Raw genomic sequence first — 15,718 nt, forward strand, 5'->3', positions numbered from 1 at the left:
CGGATCTCGACGAGGGTGCGCGAGGTCGGCTTCACGGAGCGAGGCGGGGGCGGGTGGAGGCGTATACACGGGCCCCCCTTGGCGAAACAGGCCCGTGACCGGAATCCGCCTGCCCGGCCTCGCACGCACGCTCGACCACCTCCACCGCCGACCCCCACCAAGCGCCCCGCACACCGGCACCCACGAGCGATCGGACGATTCCCGCATTCGCGTTCGCATCGACGCCGTTCGCTCGGGAGGTGTCGACCTGGTCGCGGAGAAGGGCTGGAAGTGGACGGTACCCGGGAGCGAAACGGTGCCGTCGGCGCCGCGCCCCGGCGCGGATCCGGCATGCGCCGGGCAGAAGACAGGGCCCCGCCCCGGCCGGGTGGTCGAGCCGGGCCGGAACCGGGGTGCGGGCGGGCCTGTGGCGTCAGCGGTCGCCTGCGAGATCGAGGTCGTTTCCTCGCTTCTCGGCCGGGGCCTGCTCGATGCGGTCCGCGCGGCGCCAAGGGCGGGCGAGCGGCTGCGACACCGCGCGCCACCAGGGATCCACCGGGAGCGTTCCGGACGGCTCGAACGGTTCGCCCGGCCGCGGGGACGCGACCGCCTGGCCGAGCTCCTCGCCGGCGTCGCCCGTCCACTCCCCCGGTTCCGCCCACGGGTGCGGGGCCAGGTTGAAGGTGCCCCAGTGGATCGGCAGGAGCACGCCGTGCGGGCGGCCGCCCTGGAGGTCGAGGTGGGCCTGGACACCCTCGGCCGGGGTCATGTGGATGTCCGGCCAGTACTCGCTGTACGCGCCGATCTGGATCATCGTCGCGTCGAAGGGGCCGTGCGCGGCCCCGATCTCCGCGAAGCCGGGGAAGTAGCCGGTGTCGCCGCTGTGGTAGACCCGGTGCTCGGGGCCGGCGACGACCCAGGACGCCCAGAGGGTGTGCTGGGTGTTGCGGAGGCCTCGGCCGCAGAAGTGGCGGGCGGGCGTCGCGGTCAGCAGGAGGTCGCCGACCTCGGTGGACTCGTTCCAGTCCAGCTCACGCAGGCGGGAGGCGGGCACGCCCCAGCGTTCCAGGTGCGCGCCGACGCCGAGCGGCACGGCGAAGACGGTGTCCGTGGAGGCGAGCGCCTTGATCGTGGGCAGATCGAGGTGGTCGTAGTGGTCGTGGGAGATCACGACCACGTCGACCGGGCCCAGCGCGGCGAGCGGCACCGGCGCGGGGTGCAGGCGCTTGGGTCCGGCGAACGCGAAGGGCGAGCAGCGGTCGCCCCAGACGGGGTCGAAGAGGACCCGGCGTCCGTCGATCTCCGCGAGCACGCTGGAGTGCCCCATCCAGGTGATGCGGAGGCCCGAGACCGGGGGCTTCGCGAGATCGGCCAGCGTGGTGGCGTGGACGGGGATCGTGCCGGAGGGGGCACGGTGCGTCCGCGCCTCCTTGTCGAAGTAGATCTTCGCGAACTCGATCGTCGACCCGCTGGGCCTGGTCCGCGCGGCCACGGGATTCTGGAAGACGCCGTCCGCGAAGTTCGGCGAGCGGCGAATGCGCTCCAGGCGCTCGCCTGCCGGGTCGGCGCCGAAGGCCTCGGGCCGCAGGGCGCGCAGCCTGGCCCGCAGCGAATGGTCGGAGCCGGTGCCGGTCACGGGTCCTCCTGGTGGTCGGGGTCGTTCCATTATGGGCGGCCCGCGCGGCTCCCGGCCGTGCCGAATGCGCCATACTGAATCACCGTTCAGTAGCTCACCCCCTCTCACCTCGGAGAACACCCATGAGCACCCCTCCCCTGCTGTCCGTCACCTGGTCGGACCACGTCACCGGGCGGCGCGGGTATCTGGTGGTCGACCGGCTGGTTCGCGGTGTGGCCAGCGGGGGCCTGCGGATGCGTGAGGGCTGCACCCTGGACGAGGTGGCCGGACTGGCGCGGGGCATGAGCATGAAGGAGGCCCTGCACTACGACCCGAGCAGCCGGTACGTTCCGCTGGGCGGCGCCAAGGGCGGCATCGACTGCGACCCGCGCTCGCCCGAGGCGTACGGCGTCCTGGTCCGGTACCTGAAGGCGATGCGCCCCTCCATCGAACGCTTCTGGACCACCGGCGAGGACCTCGGCCTGAGCCAGGACCTGGTCGACCGGGCCGCCGCCGAGGCCGGACTGGTCTCCTCGATCCAGGCCGTCTATCCGCTCCTGGACGACGAGGCACAGGCCCGCCGCAGGCTCGCCGACGCCTTCGAGGCCGAGGTGGAGGGCATCGGCCTCGACGAGCTGGTGGGCGGCTGCGGGGTCGCGGAATCCGTCCTCGTGGCGCTGGACCGGGCAGGCCGACCGTACGCGGGCACGCGGGTCGCCTTGCAGGGCTTCGGGACCATGGGCGGCGCCACGGCACGCTTCCTGTCCCGATCGGGGCTCACCGTCGTGGCGGTCGCCGATGTGCGGGGCACGATCGCCAACCCCGACGGCCTGGACGTCGAAGCCCTGCTCGCGGCACGCGACCCGTACGGCACCGTGGACCGGGGCGTCCTGCGGCCGGGCGACACGGAGCTGCCCGCCGACGCCTGGCTCGCGGTCGACGCCGAGGTCCTGGTCCCGGCCGCGGTCTCGTACGCGATCGGCGGCGAGGCGGTGGAACGGATCCGGGCCCGCTGGATCGTCGAGGCGGCCAACATGCCCGTCCTCCCGGAGGCGGAGGTGCTGCTCACGGAGCGCGGGGTCGCCGTCCTGCCCGACGTGGTCGTCAATTCCGCCACCAACGCCTGGTGGTGGTGGACCCTCTTCGGCGACATCGGCGCCGACGCGGACGGAGCGTTCACGCACATCCGCACGGCGATGCGCGCCCTGGCCGGCCGGATGCTCGACCGCGCGGAGGCGGACGGCACCACCCCGCGCGCCGCGGCGCACGCGCTGGTCGAGGAGCGGCTGACGGAGATCGCGGAGCGGTACGGCTGCTACTGACCGCCACTGAGCCGCGAGCCCCTCGCACGGCCGCCTGACCTGCCCAGAAGATGATCATGATGGATGGGGACGCGTGTGTAGGCTGACCGGCGTGACGAGAGTGCGGTTGAGCGTGGCGGAGAGGCGTGAGGAGCTGCTCCGCGCTGCCGTCGAGCAGATCGAGGCGCGCGGCGTGGCCGCCGTCCGGATCGCCGACGTCGCGTCGGCTCTCGGGGTCAGCAACGCACTCGTGCTCTACCACTTCTCGACGAAGGAGAAGCTCGTCGCGGAGGCGTTCGCGTACGCCGCCGAGGGCGACCTCGCCCATCTGCGCCGGCTCCTCGAGCGCAGGACCAGCGCCCTGCGCCGGCTGCGGGCGGCCGTACGGTGGTACGCCCCGACCGGGCAGGCCAAAGGCTGGCGGCTCTGGATCGAGGGCTGGGCGGCGTGTCTGCGGGAGCCGGCGCTGCGCGAGGTCGCCGGGGCGCTCGACCAGCAGTGGAAGGCGGCTCTGACGCGGGTGATCGGCGAGGGCGCGGCGGCCGGGGAGTTCCCGTGCCCCGACCCGGCCGCCGCGGCGTGGCGACTGACCGCCTTCCTGGACGGGCTCGCCGTGCAGATGACGTCGTACGCAGGATCGCTCTCCCGCGCCGCGATGCTGGAGTGGGCCGACGCCGCACTCGCCAGAGAACTCGGTCTCTCCTCCCTCGACGAGACGGGCGACCGCGCCCCCGCACTCGGCGGTCCGGGCGACAGGCCGTCGGCGTAGCTCCGGCCCGTCGCCGCGCCGCGGCGCGCCGCGGCCCGCTCAGAGCAGCTCGTACACGGCCGTGACCGTCACCTGCTCCTCGATCTCGCCGGGGGCCAGCGGGACTCCCGAGGCGTCGGCGGACGCCTCGGGGGCGGATCCGGCGCCGGGGCGGCCGCTGTCCGTCTCGGTGAGCGACACCAGCCGGCCGAGCCGGTGGCCGCTCAGCCGGGCGTGCTGGGCGGCCTTGTCGTGGGCGTCCTTGTGGGCGAGCTCGCGGGCCCTGGACCGCAGCGCGGCAGGGTCCGCGACGTCGAAGGTCACTCCGTCCACCCGCCCCGCGTCACCGGTGGCCTTCGTGACGGCCCCGACGACCTGGCCCGTCCTGTCGACGTCCCGGACCGTCGCGGAGACACTCTGCGAGGCCTGGTAGCCGGAGACCTTGCTCTCCCCGTTCGTGGCCTGGGAGTAGACCGGGAACAGGGAGATGTTCTCGGTGCGGATGTCCCGGTCCGCGACGGACTGCTTGCGCAGTGCGGCGAACAGCGCCTCCGCCGCACGGCTCTGGGCCGCCATCGCCTCCTGACCGGTCTTGGCCCGCGCCTCGACCGCCACCGAGATCACCGCGATGTCGGGCGCGGCACCGGCCCGCCCGGTCCCGGTCACGGTGAGGGTCGCCGGGGCCGGAGCGGAAGCCGACGCCGGATCCGGAGCCGATGCCGGGGCCGACGCCGGGACTCCGACGGCCGCCGTGGCCGGTCCGGCCACGGGAGGCGCCGCGAGCGCGGGCGCGACACCGGCGAGCGCGAGCGCGCCGAGCACGACACCGGCGGCCGTCGCGCGGCGGAGGAGACGGGCACGGACAGGGGTGAGGACAGGAGTGCGGAAGCGGGGGTGATGACCGGTCGTCACGGGCGGTCCCTTCGGCGGTGGTTGCCGGACAGCCCCGGCGCCGCCCATCCCAGCACCCTCCCCCGCCCCCGCCCGCGCGCCACTCCTGTCCGGTCACCCGCTCAGGTCTGTCGCGTCCGTCAGGTCTGCACCACCGGTCCGTACGCCGTCGCGTCGAGCCCGAAGGTCCACGCGACGCCCTCCCGCGCGGACGTCGTCCCGGGCGGCACGCGCAGCCAGTAGGTACGGAACGTGCCGTCCGGCTCCGGGGTCGCGTTGACCACCTCGACCATGACCACGTCCTCGTCGTCCTCGAGCTCGATGCGCCAGAGGACACCCGCCTCGTCCCGGCCGACGGGGCGGGCCCCCGACTCCGCGAGGTAGCGCTCGTAGCCGTAGTACTCGAGCATCACGCGCCGCAGTTCGGCGTTCTCCTCGGCGCGAATCCGCTCAGGGGTGAGCCCGCCCAGTCCGGCCAGGAACTCCTCGGGCACCGACATGCCCCGCCAGGCGTGGAGCGCGAAACCGTCGCGGAAGGCGAGCGCGGGACCGTCCCCCCGGTCCAGGCGTCCGGCCTCGTCACGGTGCAGCTCCACGGGCCGCTCGCACACCACGGCGACGCTCTCGTACGGCCACCACCAGCCCGCGTGCCCGGCCACCGCGGCGAGCCCGGCGAGCCGCTCGCCCCGGCCGTCGAAGGCGGCGAGCCAGGCCGCGTCGTGCTGGCCGAGGACGGCGTCGAGCAGGACCAGGCGCACGGCCGCGGCCTCGTCGGGCGTCCCGGCGACATCGTCCACGACGGCGGACCGTATGCGGTCGGCGAGCGTCCGCGACGCGTCCCAGAGCCGGGCGCCGGTACTGGTCCACAGCGCGGTCCAGCCACGAGGGCCGAGTTCGTCATGGATGCGGCGGCGCTCCTCCGCCCAGGGCCGCGTCCGGACCTCGTCGCGCACCGAGCGCCCCGCGTCGGCCAGTTCGCGCACCAGCCCGACGGCCTCCCTGGGCGAGTCCGCCCAGACGATCCGTTCCGGGGCGGCCAGGCCGGCCGTGCGGTACGCGAGCCGCACCCCCGCCTCGGCCGCCGCTCGGTCGGCCGCCCCGGTGGCCGCCGCGACGGCCCGCCACCTGTCCACCGCCGTCGTCGTCCCGTTCATCTCTCCCCCTCGTTCCCGCGCGACTGTTTCCCCGCGCCGTCTTCTCGGTCCGCGGCTCTCGCTGTTGCTGTGGCTGTTGCCGTGACTGTGGCTGTTGCCGTGTCAGTCGGCGACGATCCGGTACGCGCCCGGGGTGTACTCCCGCTGGCGAACCACCCGGTACCAGCCCTTCGGCAGCGGGATCGGGGCGTGCTCCTCGTGCACCACCCGTCCTCCCGAGGGCAGTTCGAGCACCAGGGGGCCGAAGGGGCCCGGCTCGGCGACCAGCCGGCCCGGCCCCGGGACCGCATGGGCGTGCCCGGTGACCTCGCCGAGCGCCAGGACCAGCCGGCCCCGCGCGTCTCGCGGCTCCCCCTCGGCGTCCTTCACATGGTCGGGCACCGCGCTCTCCGCGACGGGCACGATCAGTACGTCTCCCTGCCGGTACATGGCTCTCCCCTCCGTGGTCGACACGCCACGTGTCGACCACGCACTCGACGCTAGAGGCAGCCACTGACAACGGCCTTCCGGCGCCCCCGGCGCGGAGTTGTCGGTGCGGCTTGGTACAACTGCTCGCGTCAGCCGATCAACGCCGTCCGGTGTCTGGAGCACTCATGACCATTTCGGGATACATTCAGGAGTTTCACGGCCTGCCCGTGTTCCACTTCCCGGATCGTGACACCGCCGTCGAGCTGCCCGACGCGGCCTCCGTGGCCTGGCGCGTCTCCGGATCGACGTACTGCGACTCGGACGAGGAGCAGTGGGAGCGGGTCTTCGACCGCTTCCTCGCGGACGTCGACACGAACCGGGTCCGCGCGCTGGTCGTCGGCGGCTGGGACGAGGCCTACGACACGTCGTCGGCCGCGATCGTCGCACGGCTCGTCGAGGCGGCGGGCGACCGGCTCGCCGGCCTGGAGGCGCTGTTCCTGGGGGACATGACCTTCGAGGACTGCGAGATCTCGTGGATCCAGCAGTCCGACGTCTCGCCCCTGCTCGCCGCCTACCCCCGACTGCGGGAGTTCGGTGTGCGCGGCGGCACGGAGCTCGTCTTCCCGACGGTCCGGCACACCGCGCTGACCACGCTCGTGGTGGAGTCGGGCGGGCTCGGCGCCGAGGTCGTCCGCGGCATCGCGGGCAGTGACCTGCCCAACCTGGAGAAGCTGGAGCTGTGGCTCGGCACCGACGAGTACGGCGGCGACTCCTCGGTCTCCGACCTCGAACCGCTGCTCGCGGGCACCGGGTTCCCCGCCCTGCGCCGGCTGGGGCTCCGCAACAGCGTGATCCAGGACGAGATCGCCGCCGCGGTCGCCGGTGCCCCCGTCGTCGCCCGCCTCGACAGCCTCGACCTGTCGATGGGCACGCTCACCGACGAGGGGGGCGAGGCGCTGCTCGTGGGCCAGCCGCTGACCCACCTCACGCACCTCGACCTCTCGCACCACTACCTGTCGGAGAAGGTGAGCGAGCGAATCGTCGACACCCTCACGCCGTACGGGGTGACGGTCGACGTCGACGACGCGCAGGAGCCCGAGGACGACGGCGACGGCGAGGTCTTCCGGTACGTCGCGGTCGCGGAGTGACGTACTCCCCGCCCCTCGGGCAGCCGCCCGCCGGGGAAGCGGCCTTCGCGCACCCGCGCCTCGTCGTCGTCGGCAACCCGGCCAACCGCCGGGTCGCCTTCTTCCGCGACGCGGTGCGGGCCGCCGGGCTGGCCGAAGCGCGGGTCGAGCCCTGGCTCGACGTGCTGCGGGGCGGGGCACGCTTCCACCCGGGCGAGACGGTCCGGCTGGAGTCGCCCGGCGAGGACCCGGACGTCGACCGGCTGTTGCGCGGTACGGACGATCCGACCCGGGTGGAGGGCACGGGCCGCTGGTACGAGGCGTTCACGGCGGCGACGGCACGGCTCGCGCGGAGCGTGGGCGACGCCGGGGCGGTCCTCGTCGACGATCCCGCGGAGCCGGCGGTGCTGTTCGACAAGCGCCTCGCCCATGCCCGGCTGCTCGGGGCGGCGGTACCGGTGCCGGACTCACCGACGTCCGGGGCGGCTGCTCCCCCCGTGCGGGACTGGGCGGACGTCCGCTCCCTGATGGCGGCGGCCGGGCTGCGCCGGGCGTTCGTGAAGCTCGCCCACGGCTCGTCCGCCTCCGGGGTCCTGGCCGTGGAGACGAACGGGGCCGGCCGGGTCCAGGCCACCACCTCCGTGGAACGCGGTCCCGAGGGACACCTCTTCAACTCCCTCCGGGTGCGCCGCTACACCACGGAGCGCGAGGTCGCCGCGATCGTCGACGCGCTCGCACCCGACGGGCTGCACATCGAGCGCTGGCTGCCGAAGGCGGCGCAGGGCGGCCGGGTGGCCGACCTGCGGGTGGTGGTGATCGACGGGAGGGCCACGCACGCGGTCGTCCGGACCAGCCGCTCCCCGATGACCAACCTCCATCTCGGCGGCGTCCGGGGCGATCTGGGCGCCGTGCGCGCGGCGGTCTCGGCCGCCGGCGGCCGGTGGTCGGACGCGCTCGGGGTGTGCGAGGCCGCGGCCGACGCGTTTCCCGGTATGCGGTGCGTCGGCGTCGATCTGTTGCCGGCTGTCGGCTGGCGGCGGTTCGCCGTCGGCGAGGTCAACGCCTTCGGGGATCTCCTCCCCGGGCTCACCGGCCTCCCGGGCAGCGGCACGGAGGGCCTGGACACCTACGCCGCCCAGGTCGCGGCGCTCCTCCGCGGAACGCCCGCACGGGGCCCCGCCCGTAAGCCCGCCGTCACAGAAGGCACCCCCCGCACCACAAGCAGCCCCCGCACCACAGGCACTCCAGTCACACCGAGCACCCCGAGCACACCAAGCACTCCGAGCACCACAGGATCGAGCACCACTTGAACCAGCAGCACGCACCCGACATGTACGAGATCGTGGGCAGCCACGATCTCCTCCTGGTCACGCTCGACACCCTGCGGTACGACGTGGCCGCCGAGCTGGCCGCCGCCGGCCGCATCCCGAACCTGGCCCGGCACCTCCCCGGCGGACGCTGGGAGCGCCGCCACGCCCCGGGCAGCTTCACCTACGCCTCTCACCAGGCGATCTTCGCGGGCTTCCTGCCGACCCCCGACTCCCAGGGCCCGCACCCCCGCCTGTTCGCCGCGCGGTTCGCGGGCAGCGAGAGCACCGCCGGCGGCACGTTCGTCCACGACACCCCCGATCTGGTCTCCGGCCTGGCCGAGGAGGGCTATCGCACGGTGTGCGTCGGCGGCGTCGGTTTCTTCAACGGGCAGGGCCCGCTCGGCTCCGTGCTGCCCGGACTCTTCCAGGAGAGCCACTGGGAGCCCGGCTTCGGGGTCACGTCCCCGACCTCCTTCGAGTCCCAGGTGACCAGGGCCGAGGAGATCGTCGCCGGGCTCCCGCCCGAGCAGCGTCTCTTCCTCTTCCTCAACGTCTCCGCGCTGCATCAGCCCAACTGGTTCCACCTCCCGGGCGCGACGCGGGAGTCCGGCGACACCCGCGCCTCGCACGCGGCGGCGCTGGAGTACGTCGACCGGCACATCGGCCGGCTCCTCACGGCCATGAGCAGCCGTCGCCCCTGCTTCGCGATCGTCTGCTCGGACCATGGCACCGCGTACGGGGAGGACGGCTTCACCGGTCACCGGCTCGGGCACGAGGTCGTCTGGACCGTGCCGTACGCCCACTTCGTCGTGGACGGCCCGCAGCGGGAGGCGTCCGCATGACCGAGCCGACCGCGACGTCCGGGGCGCTCGAAACCCCACGCCCGTACGAGAGTTACGTCTACGCCTACCCGCACAAGACGGCGTACCGTCCACTCCCCGACCCCGCCCCCTCGCTCGCGGCGCTCTGGCGGGACGAGCCCAAGGACGCACTCTCCCTCTACGCCCACATCCCCTTCTGCGAGGTCCGCTGCGGCTTCTGCAACCTCTTCACCCGGATCGGCGCCCCGGACGAGCTGACGACCCGCTATCTCGACGCGCTCGACCGCCAGGCGACCGCCGTCCGCGAGGCGCTCGGCGACAGCGCGCCGGTCCGGTTCGCCACGGCCGCCTTCGGCGGTGGTACGCCGACGTTCCTCACCGCCGGCGAGCTGGAGCGGCTCTGCGACATCGCCGAGAAGCGGATGGGGGCCGATCTGCGAGCCGTTCCGCTCTCCGTCGAGACCTCGCCCTCCACGGCGACCGCCGACCGGCTCGCGGTCCTGGCCGAGAGGGGCGCCACCCGGATCAGCATCGGTGTGCAGAGCTTCGTGGAGGCCGAGGCGCGCGCCGCCGTGCGGCCCCAGCGCCCTGCCGACGTCGAGGCCGCGCTCGCCCGCATCCGGGACACCGGCGTCCCCGTCCTCAACATCGATCTGATCTACGGCATCGACGGCCAGACCGTCGAGTCCTGGACGCGCTCCCTCGACGCGGCGCTCGCCTGGGCGCCCGAGGAGCTCTACCTCTACCCCCTCTACGTGCGTCCGCTCACCGGCCTCGGCCGGCTCTCCCCGAACGCCGACCGGGAGTGGGACGAGCAGCGGCTGCGGTTGTACCGCCACGGCCGGGACCATCTGCTCGCGCGGGGCTACGCGCAGGAGTCGATGCGGATGTTCCGGCGCGCCGACGCCCCGCCCCAGGGTGCCGACGACTACGCCTGCCAGACCGACGGGATGATCGGTCTGGGCTGCGGGGCCCGTTCGTACACCTCGTCGCTGCACCACTCCTTCGACTACGCGGTCGACATGAGGGAGATCCGCTCGATCGTGGACGCCTACACCGGAACGGAGGACTTCACACGGGCACGGGTGGGCCGGTGGGTCGACGCGGACGAGGCGCGCCGACGCCATCTGCTCCAGTCACTCCTCCAGGCCCGGGGCATGGCCACGGCCGGCTACGAGGAGCGGTTCGGCACCTCGCCGTTCGCCGACTTCCCCGCCGAGCTGCGCCGGTTCGAGGCGCTCGGCTGGCTGGACGCGACGGCCCCCGCCGGTCTGCTGCGGCTCTCACCCGAGGGACTCGCCCACTCGGACGCGCTCGGACCGGCGCTGTTCTCCCCCGCCGTGCGGGCGGCGATGGCCGCCTACGAGCCGAAGTAGCGGGGTGACGGAATGGACCTGACCATCCTCTACCGGGGCCCGCTCGCCTCCTGCGACTACGACTGTCCCTACTGCCCCTTCGCCAAGCGTCGTGACAGCCGCGAGCAGCTCCGCGCCGACCGCGCGGCGCTGGAGCGCTTCTCGGCCTGGGCCGCGGCGCAGACCGGCGACCGGCTCCGCATCCTCTTCACCCCGTGGGGCGAGGGACTGGTCCGGTCCTGGTACCGGCGGACGCTCGTCGAGCTGTCACACCTGCCGCACATCGAGCGGGTGGCGATCCAGACCAACCTGAGCTGTCGTACGGAGTGGCTTGCGGAGGCCGACCCCGGCACGCTGGCGCTCTGGTGCACGTACCACCCCGGGCAGACGCCGTACGACCGCTTCCTCGCCAAGTGCCACGCGCTGACCGCCCGGGGGACGCGCTTCAGCGTCGGGATCGTCGGTCTGCCCGAGCACCGGGAGCACGCCGGGCGGCTGCGGGACGCTCTCCCGCCCGAGGTCTACCTCTGGGTGAACGCGGCCGAGGGGCACATGTACACCGACGAGGAGGCCGGGGCCTGGACGGCCCTCGACCCCCTCTTCCCGTACAGCCGCCGACCGCACGCCTCAGCCGGTCTCCCCTGCCGGACCGGTGAGTCGGTGATCTCGGTGGACGGTGACGGGACGGTGCGGCGCTGCCACTTCGTCAAGGCCGAGCTGGGCAATCTGTACGACGGTTCGTACCGTGCCGCGCTGCGCCCGCGCGCCTGCCCGCTCTCCGCCTGCGACTGCCACATCGGCTACGTCCATCTGGAGACGCTGCCGCTGTACGACGTGTTCGCCGGCGGTGTCCTGGAGCGGATACCGGCCCCCGTCGTACTCAGAGGGGCATGAGGTCTCCGAGCGGCATGAGGTCCGGGCGCTTGGCCGCCACGTGGTCGCCCGAGCTCTCGCCCCGCAGCCGCCGGCCGATCCACGGCACGAGGTACTCCCTGGCCCAGTTGATGTCGTCGCGGCGCACCTCCAGCGTGCCGCGCGGCGGGAGCGGCGGCCAGGGCTGGTCCGGGTCGGCCGGTACGCCCAGGCCGAGCACCTGGGCGGCGCGGAGCGCGACCCTGGTGTGCCCCTCGGGCGAGAGGTGCAGCCGGTCGTCGTCCCAGGCCCGCCTGTCCTGCACCGACCGCAGCGACCAGAGGTCGAGGACCGGGCAGTCGTAGCGGTCCGCGATGGACCGGACGTGGGCCGTGTACGTGGCGATCTTGCCGCGCAGATGCTTCAGGACGGGTACGTCGCGGGTGTCGAAGCCGGTGGTCACCATCACGGTGCCGACGGCGGACGTCAGGTCGGCGACGGCGCGCTCGAAGCGCTCGGCGACGTCGTCGGGGTCGGTCCCGGGGCGGATGATGTCGTTTCCGCCCGCGCAGAAGGTCACCAGGTCGGGGGCGAGTTGCTTCGCCCTCGGGACCTGCTCCTCCACGATCTGGTCCAGCAGGCGGCCGCGTACGGCCAGGTTGGCGTAACGGAACGCGTCGTGCTCCGGCAGCCGGTCGGCGAGGAGCACCGCGAAGCGGTCCGCCCAGCCGACGTACCTCCCGTCGGGCCCGGGGTCCCCCACGCCCTCGGTGAAGCTGTCACCGATCGCCGCGTACGACCCGAATACGTGCGTGTCTCTTGATCTCGAATCGTCTGCCACGGGACCACATCTTTCCCTTGCGGGTGTGACCTACGCGAACGTAAGGAGGGGTTGACGCCGGGTGAGATACGCCACCGGTCAAGATTCCACCAAGCCGGAATACGCGCGGGGGCCCGGCACTGGTGAGTGCCGGGCCGCCGCGGGTGCTGCCGGTGGGTCAGATGCTGACGCCGTGCGAGCGCAGGTAGGCCAGCGGGTCGATGTCCGAGCCGTAGCTCGGGCCGGTACGGATCTCGAAGTGCAGGTGCGGACCGGTGGAGTTGCCCGTCGAGCCGGAGAGACCGATCTCCTGGCCGCCGGTGACGGTCTGGCCGGCGGAGACGTTCAGGGAGGAGAGGTGGGCGTACTGCGAGAACGTGCCGTCGGCGTGCTGGATGACGACCTCGTTGCCGTACGAGCCGCTGTTGCCCGCGGAGTAGACGGTGCCCGCGCCGACGGCCTTGACCGAGGTGCCGGAGGAGGCGATGAAGTCGACACCGGTGTGGTAGCCGGAGGACCACATGGCGCCGGAGGCGCGGTACGGGGTGGAGATGCCGCCACTGACGGGGGCGACCCAGCCGGCGGAGGAGGACTGCGCGGGAGCGGACGCCGGGGCGGCGGTGCCGGCCGGGTCACGCTCGGCGGAGCGGGAGGCGCGCGTGTCGGAGGAGGACTTCTCCGCCTTCGGGGCGGCCTTGGGGGCAGCCTTCGGAGCGGCCTTGGGCGCGGCCTTGGCGGTCGACTTGGCGCCGAGGGTGAGCTTCATGCCGGGAAGGATCAGCGACGGGTCCTCGCCGACGACCTGGCGGTTGTCCGCGTAGAGCTTCTTCCAGCCGCCCGCGAGGTGGTGCTCGGCGGCGATCTTCGACAGGTAGTCGCCACGGACGACGGAGTACGTCTTCGGCTTGGCGGTCTTCCCGGCGGCCGGGGCCTTGGCGGGGGGCGCGGCGACGGAGGCGACGGCCTGGTGGGACGTCACGGACGGGGCGGCCTTCTCGGCGGCGTGGGCTCCGGTCGCACCGAGCAGGGGCAGGGCGACGACGGCGCCACCCGTACCGGCGGCGACGAATCCACGCGTGAGCGGGTTGGCCTTGGGACGGCGGTGCTTACCCTTTGCGGGCATGGCGAATTCCTCTCCGTCGCCTGCGAGGTGAGCTGTCGGGTTCGGACTGGAGATGTCCGGCCGCGTTTCACGCGGCTTCACCCCGAGCCGCCCGGAACGACCGGAACGGCGTACTACCTGGGTCCCCCGCTCCTGCCGTACGTGGGTGGGTGCGGATTCCGGGCGGTGGCAGGATTCGGCGGTTCCGACCGGATTGAGCGTGACGCTAGACGAGCGGGTCGGGGCGAACAAGCCGCCTCTTTTCGTTCGCAATCACGGGCGGGAATTTCGCGCCGAATTCCGGTCACCCTCCGTGGAGGGCGTCACCGCGATCTCCTTTTCCGGTAAGGGCATTGCGAAAGACGATCAGGCACGGTCCGTCACCTCTATGACGCTGCTCACGCGCCGAATCCCATCTCCCCTTCAACCAGGGCGCGTTATACCTAAGAGCCCAATTCGGACAGAACACCCATTCCCATACCCCGGGGGTAGGCGAAGGCCCGATCACCCGGGATGATTGGCCCAGGAATCGATCAGCAGTCGATCCCGATCCGCCGAACTTCAGGAGCACTCGTGACGCAGCAGCTGCCACAGGTCCCGTCGACCGAACCCGAGCTCACCGGGGTGCGCAACTTCAGGGACGTGGGCGGACTGCCGACCGTGGACGGCGGTTCGGTGCGGTTCGGCCGTCTCTTCCGCAGCGGCCACCTGGCGCACGCCACCGAGGAGGACGCCGCGTTCCTCTCCACCCTCGGGCTGCACACGATCTTCGACTTCCGCAATGTGGCCGACCGCAAGATCGAGGGGCCGGACGTCGAACTGCCCGGCGTGCGGAACGTGAACATACCGCTCAACGACCCGGCCGACGGCAAGGAGTTCTGGAGGCTGGTCAGGACCGGCGAGCTGGAGCAGCTCCGGGGCATCCTCGGCGACGGCAAGGCGACGGCGCGAATGTCCGATTCGTACCGGAAGATGATTGTCGAGCGGACCGCGGAGCACAGCGGCATCCTGCACGCGATGGCCGAGGACAGTGTCCCGGCGCTGATGCACTGCGCGGCCGGCAAGGACCGCGCCGGCCTCTCCATCGCCATCTCCCTGCTCGCGGTGGGCGTGGAGCGCGAGGCGATCGAGGCGGACTACGTGAAGTCGAACGACCCGCACCGCCGCTACAAGGTGCGGCGCAGCTCCACCTCCGCGGACGCCATGGCACCCGAGGTGATGGAGCTGCTCAGCCCGCTCTTCGACGCGCGGGTCGAGTACCTGCGGGCCGCGTTCGAGACGATGACGCAGACCTGGGGGACGGTCGAGGGCTACCTCACGGACGGCCTGAAGCTCACCCCGGAGACGCGGGCGCGGCTGCGCGAGCGTCTCGTCGTCGCGGTGTGACCCTGACCCCCGGCCCGGCCGCTACCGGTTCTGCCCGCCGAGCACGAAGAGCAGATAGAGGAAGCCGGCGAACAGGTGCCCGGCCACCAGATAGGCGAAGAGCCGGAGCACCAGCCCCTTGGGGAACTTGCCGGCCTCGCGCTCCTCGCCGGTGACCGGCGCGGACTTCTCGGACATATCGACCCCTTTCCGGGGCTCAGCGCAGATGCGGGGCTCCGTCGCCGAGGCACAGCTCGGCGGCGGGGCTCTGCATGAGCGTGTGAACGAAGAGCAGCTCGGCCCCGCCGCGGCCGACGGCGCCGATCCGGTGCGGGGTGAGCGAGTCGAAGTGGGCGCTGTCCCCGGGATCCAGGACGTGCACGGCGTCGCCGAGGGCGAGACGCACCTGCCCGTCGAGGACGTGGAGCCACTCCTCGCCGGGGTGGACGCGCACGATGTCGGCCTTGGTGGCGTACGGGACGTGGACGCGGAGCGCCTGAAGGGCGCGGCCCGGCCCGCCGGCCTGGCGGTAGGTCCAGCCGTCCGCCTCGACGGGCTCGGACCGGTCCGCGCGGACGATCGGATCACGCTCGGGCGGAACCTCGCCCAGGAGCTCGGAGACCGTCGTACCGTAGATGCGGGCGAGGGCGAGGAGCATCGGGAGCGAGGGCTGCCGGTGACCCGTCTCGAGCCGGGAGAGATGGGCCGGGGAGAGCCCGGCCCGCTGGGCGGCGACCTCCAGGGTCAGTCCGCGGCGTCTGCGCAGGGCGCGGAGCTGCGGCGCGACGTGCGGCGCGTCCGGCAGGGCGTCGGACGCGTCCGGTGCGGCGGGGTCCGCGGACTGCTCCGCGTGGAGGTGTGCCATGCCTC

At 73.0% G+C, this 15,718-nt stretch carries 16 protein-coding genes and 1 riboswitch; of the genes, 8 read left to right on the forward strand and 8 right to left on the reverse strand.

What is annotated here, in order from left to right:
* Positions 1–412: 412 nt before the first annotated feature.
* The gene (locus ACZ3IJ_RS30240) at positions 413–1,615 is read right to left on the reverse strand and encodes an MBL fold metallo-hydrolase (protein WP_467473276.1); all 1,203 of its coding nucleotides are present in this window, start codon (positions 1,613–1,615) and stop codon (positions 413–415) included.
* Between the two features lie 122 nt (positions 1,616–1,737).
* Between ACZ3IJ_RS30240 and ACZ3IJ_RS30245 the strand changes: the two genes are divergently transcribed.
* On the forward strand, positions 1,738–2,916 hold the full coding sequence (locus ACZ3IJ_RS30245; RefSeq protein WP_467473278.1) for a glutamate dehydrogenase: 1,179 nt from the start codon (positions 1,738–1,740) through the stop codon (positions 2,914–2,916).
* A gap of 91 nt (positions 2,917–3,007) precedes the next feature.
* Positions 3,008–3,664: a TetR/AcrR family transcriptional regulator gene (locus tag ACZ3IJ_RS30250; RefSeq protein ID WP_467473279.1), complete on the forward strand. Its 657-nt coding sequence runs from the start codon at positions 3,008–3,010 to the stop codon at positions 3,662–3,664.
* Positions 3,665–3,703: 39 nt separating this feature from the next.
* Here the strand turns inward: ACZ3IJ_RS30250 and ACZ3IJ_RS30255 are convergent, their stop codons facing one another.
* The 3 genes from ACZ3IJ_RS30255 to ACZ3IJ_RS30265 form a co-directional block, all read right to left on the reverse strand.
* Positions 3,704–4,555, reverse strand: coding sequence for an SIMPL domain-containing protein (locus tag ACZ3IJ_RS30255; RefSeq protein WP_467473282.1), 852 nt, complete (start codon positions 4,553–4,555; stop codon positions 3,704–3,706).
* A gap of 119 nt (positions 4,556–4,674) precedes the next feature.
* Positions 4,675–5,688 carry a DUF6745 domain-containing protein gene (locus tag ACZ3IJ_RS30260; protein WP_467473283.1) on the reverse strand — a complete coding sequence of 338 codons (1,014 nt, stop codon included), beginning with the start codon at positions 5,686–5,688 and terminating at the stop codon, positions 4,675–4,677.
* Between the two features lie 102 nt (positions 5,689–5,790).
* A complete protein-coding gene (locus tag ACZ3IJ_RS30265) occupies positions 5,791–6,117 on the reverse strand; it encodes a hypothetical protein (RefSeq protein ID WP_391796684.1) in 327 nt (108 codons plus the stop codon).
* Positions 6,118–6,281: 164 nt separating this feature from the next.
* Between ACZ3IJ_RS30265 and ACZ3IJ_RS30270 the strand changes: the two genes are divergently transcribed.
* Genes ACZ3IJ_RS30270 through ACZ3IJ_RS30290 form a run of 5 tightly spaced genes read left to right on the forward strand, consistent with a single transcriptional unit; the run spans position 6,282 to position 11,603 of the window.
* Positions 6,282–7,244 (forward strand): STM4015 family protein, encoded by a 963-nt coding sequence (locus ACZ3IJ_RS30270; RefSeq protein WP_467473287.1) that lies wholly within the window; start codon positions 6,282–6,284, stop codon positions 7,242–7,244.
* Entirely contained in the window at positions 7,241–8,533 is a 1,293-nt protein-coding gene (locus ACZ3IJ_RS30275; protein WP_467473289.1) for an STM4014 family protein, read from the forward strand. The genes ACZ3IJ_RS30270 and ACZ3IJ_RS30275 overlap by 4 nt, the downstream gene beginning before the upstream one ends.
* Before the next feature lie 20 nt (positions 8,534–8,553).
* Positions 8,554–9,375, forward strand: a complete 822-nt coding sequence (locus tag ACZ3IJ_RS30280; RefSeq protein ID WP_467473534.1) for an STM4013/SEN3800 family hydrolase — start codon at positions 8,554–8,556, stop codon at positions 9,373–9,375.
* On the forward strand, positions 9,372–10,730 hold the full coding sequence (locus ACZ3IJ_RS30285) for an STM4012 family radical SAM protein (protein ID WP_467473290.1): 1,359 nt from the start codon (positions 9,372–9,374) through the stop codon (positions 10,728–10,730). Before ACZ3IJ_RS30280 ends, ACZ3IJ_RS30285 begins: the two co-directional genes overlap by 4 nt.
* Before the next feature lie 12 nt (positions 10,731–10,742).
* Entirely contained in the window at positions 10,743–11,603 is an 861-nt protein-coding gene (locus ACZ3IJ_RS30290) for an STM4011 family radical SAM protein (RefSeq protein ID WP_467473291.1), read from the forward strand.
* On the opposite strand, the gene ACZ3IJ_RS30295 is transcribed toward ACZ3IJ_RS30290, so the two are convergent.
* Together ACZ3IJ_RS30295 and ACZ3IJ_RS30300 are read right to left on the reverse strand one after the other, a co-directional pair.
* The gene (locus ACZ3IJ_RS30295; protein WP_467473294.1) at positions 11,590–12,402 is read right to left on the reverse strand and encodes an SGNH/GDSL hydrolase family protein; all 813 of its coding nucleotides are present in this window, start codon (positions 12,400–12,402) and stop codon (positions 11,590–11,592) included. The genes ACZ3IJ_RS30290 and ACZ3IJ_RS30295 overlap by 14 nt on opposite strands.
* A gap of 157 nt (positions 12,403–12,559) precedes the next feature.
* Positions 12,560–13,504: a M23 family metallopeptidase gene (locus ACZ3IJ_RS30300; RefSeq protein ID WP_467473296.1), complete on the reverse strand. Its 945-nt coding sequence runs from the start codon at positions 13,502–13,504 to the stop codon at positions 12,560–12,562.
* Between the two features lie 4 nt (positions 13,505–13,508).
* Positions 13,509–13,679, reverse strand: a riboswitch (cyclic di-AMP (ydaO/yuaA leader).
* A 377-nt stretch (positions 13,680–14,056) separates the two neighbouring features.
* On the opposite strand from ACZ3IJ_RS30300, the gene ACZ3IJ_RS30305 reads away from it, so the two are divergent.
* Positions 14,057–14,869 (forward strand): tyrosine-protein phosphatase, encoded by an 813-nt coding sequence (locus ACZ3IJ_RS30305; RefSeq protein WP_467473298.1) that lies wholly within the window; start codon positions 14,057–14,059, stop codon positions 14,867–14,869.
* Positions 14,870–14,890: 21 nt separating this feature from the next.
* Here ACZ3IJ_RS30305 and ACZ3IJ_RS30310 read toward each other — a convergent pair whose 3' ends face one another.
* The gene (locus ACZ3IJ_RS30310; protein WP_467473300.1) at positions 14,891–15,046 is read right to left on the reverse strand and encodes a DUF6126 family protein; all 156 of its coding nucleotides are present in this window, start codon (positions 15,044–15,046) and stop codon (positions 14,891–14,893) included.
* Positions 15,047–15,065: 19 nt separating this feature from the next.
* Positions 15,066–15,713: a helix-turn-helix domain-containing protein gene (locus ACZ3IJ_RS30315; protein ID WP_467473302.1), complete on the reverse strand. Its 648-nt coding sequence runs from the start codon at positions 15,711–15,713 to the stop codon at positions 15,066–15,068.
* Positions 15,714–15,718: the final 5 nt, after the last annotated feature.

The organism is Streptomyces sp. NPDC013317 (assembly GCF_055563155.1).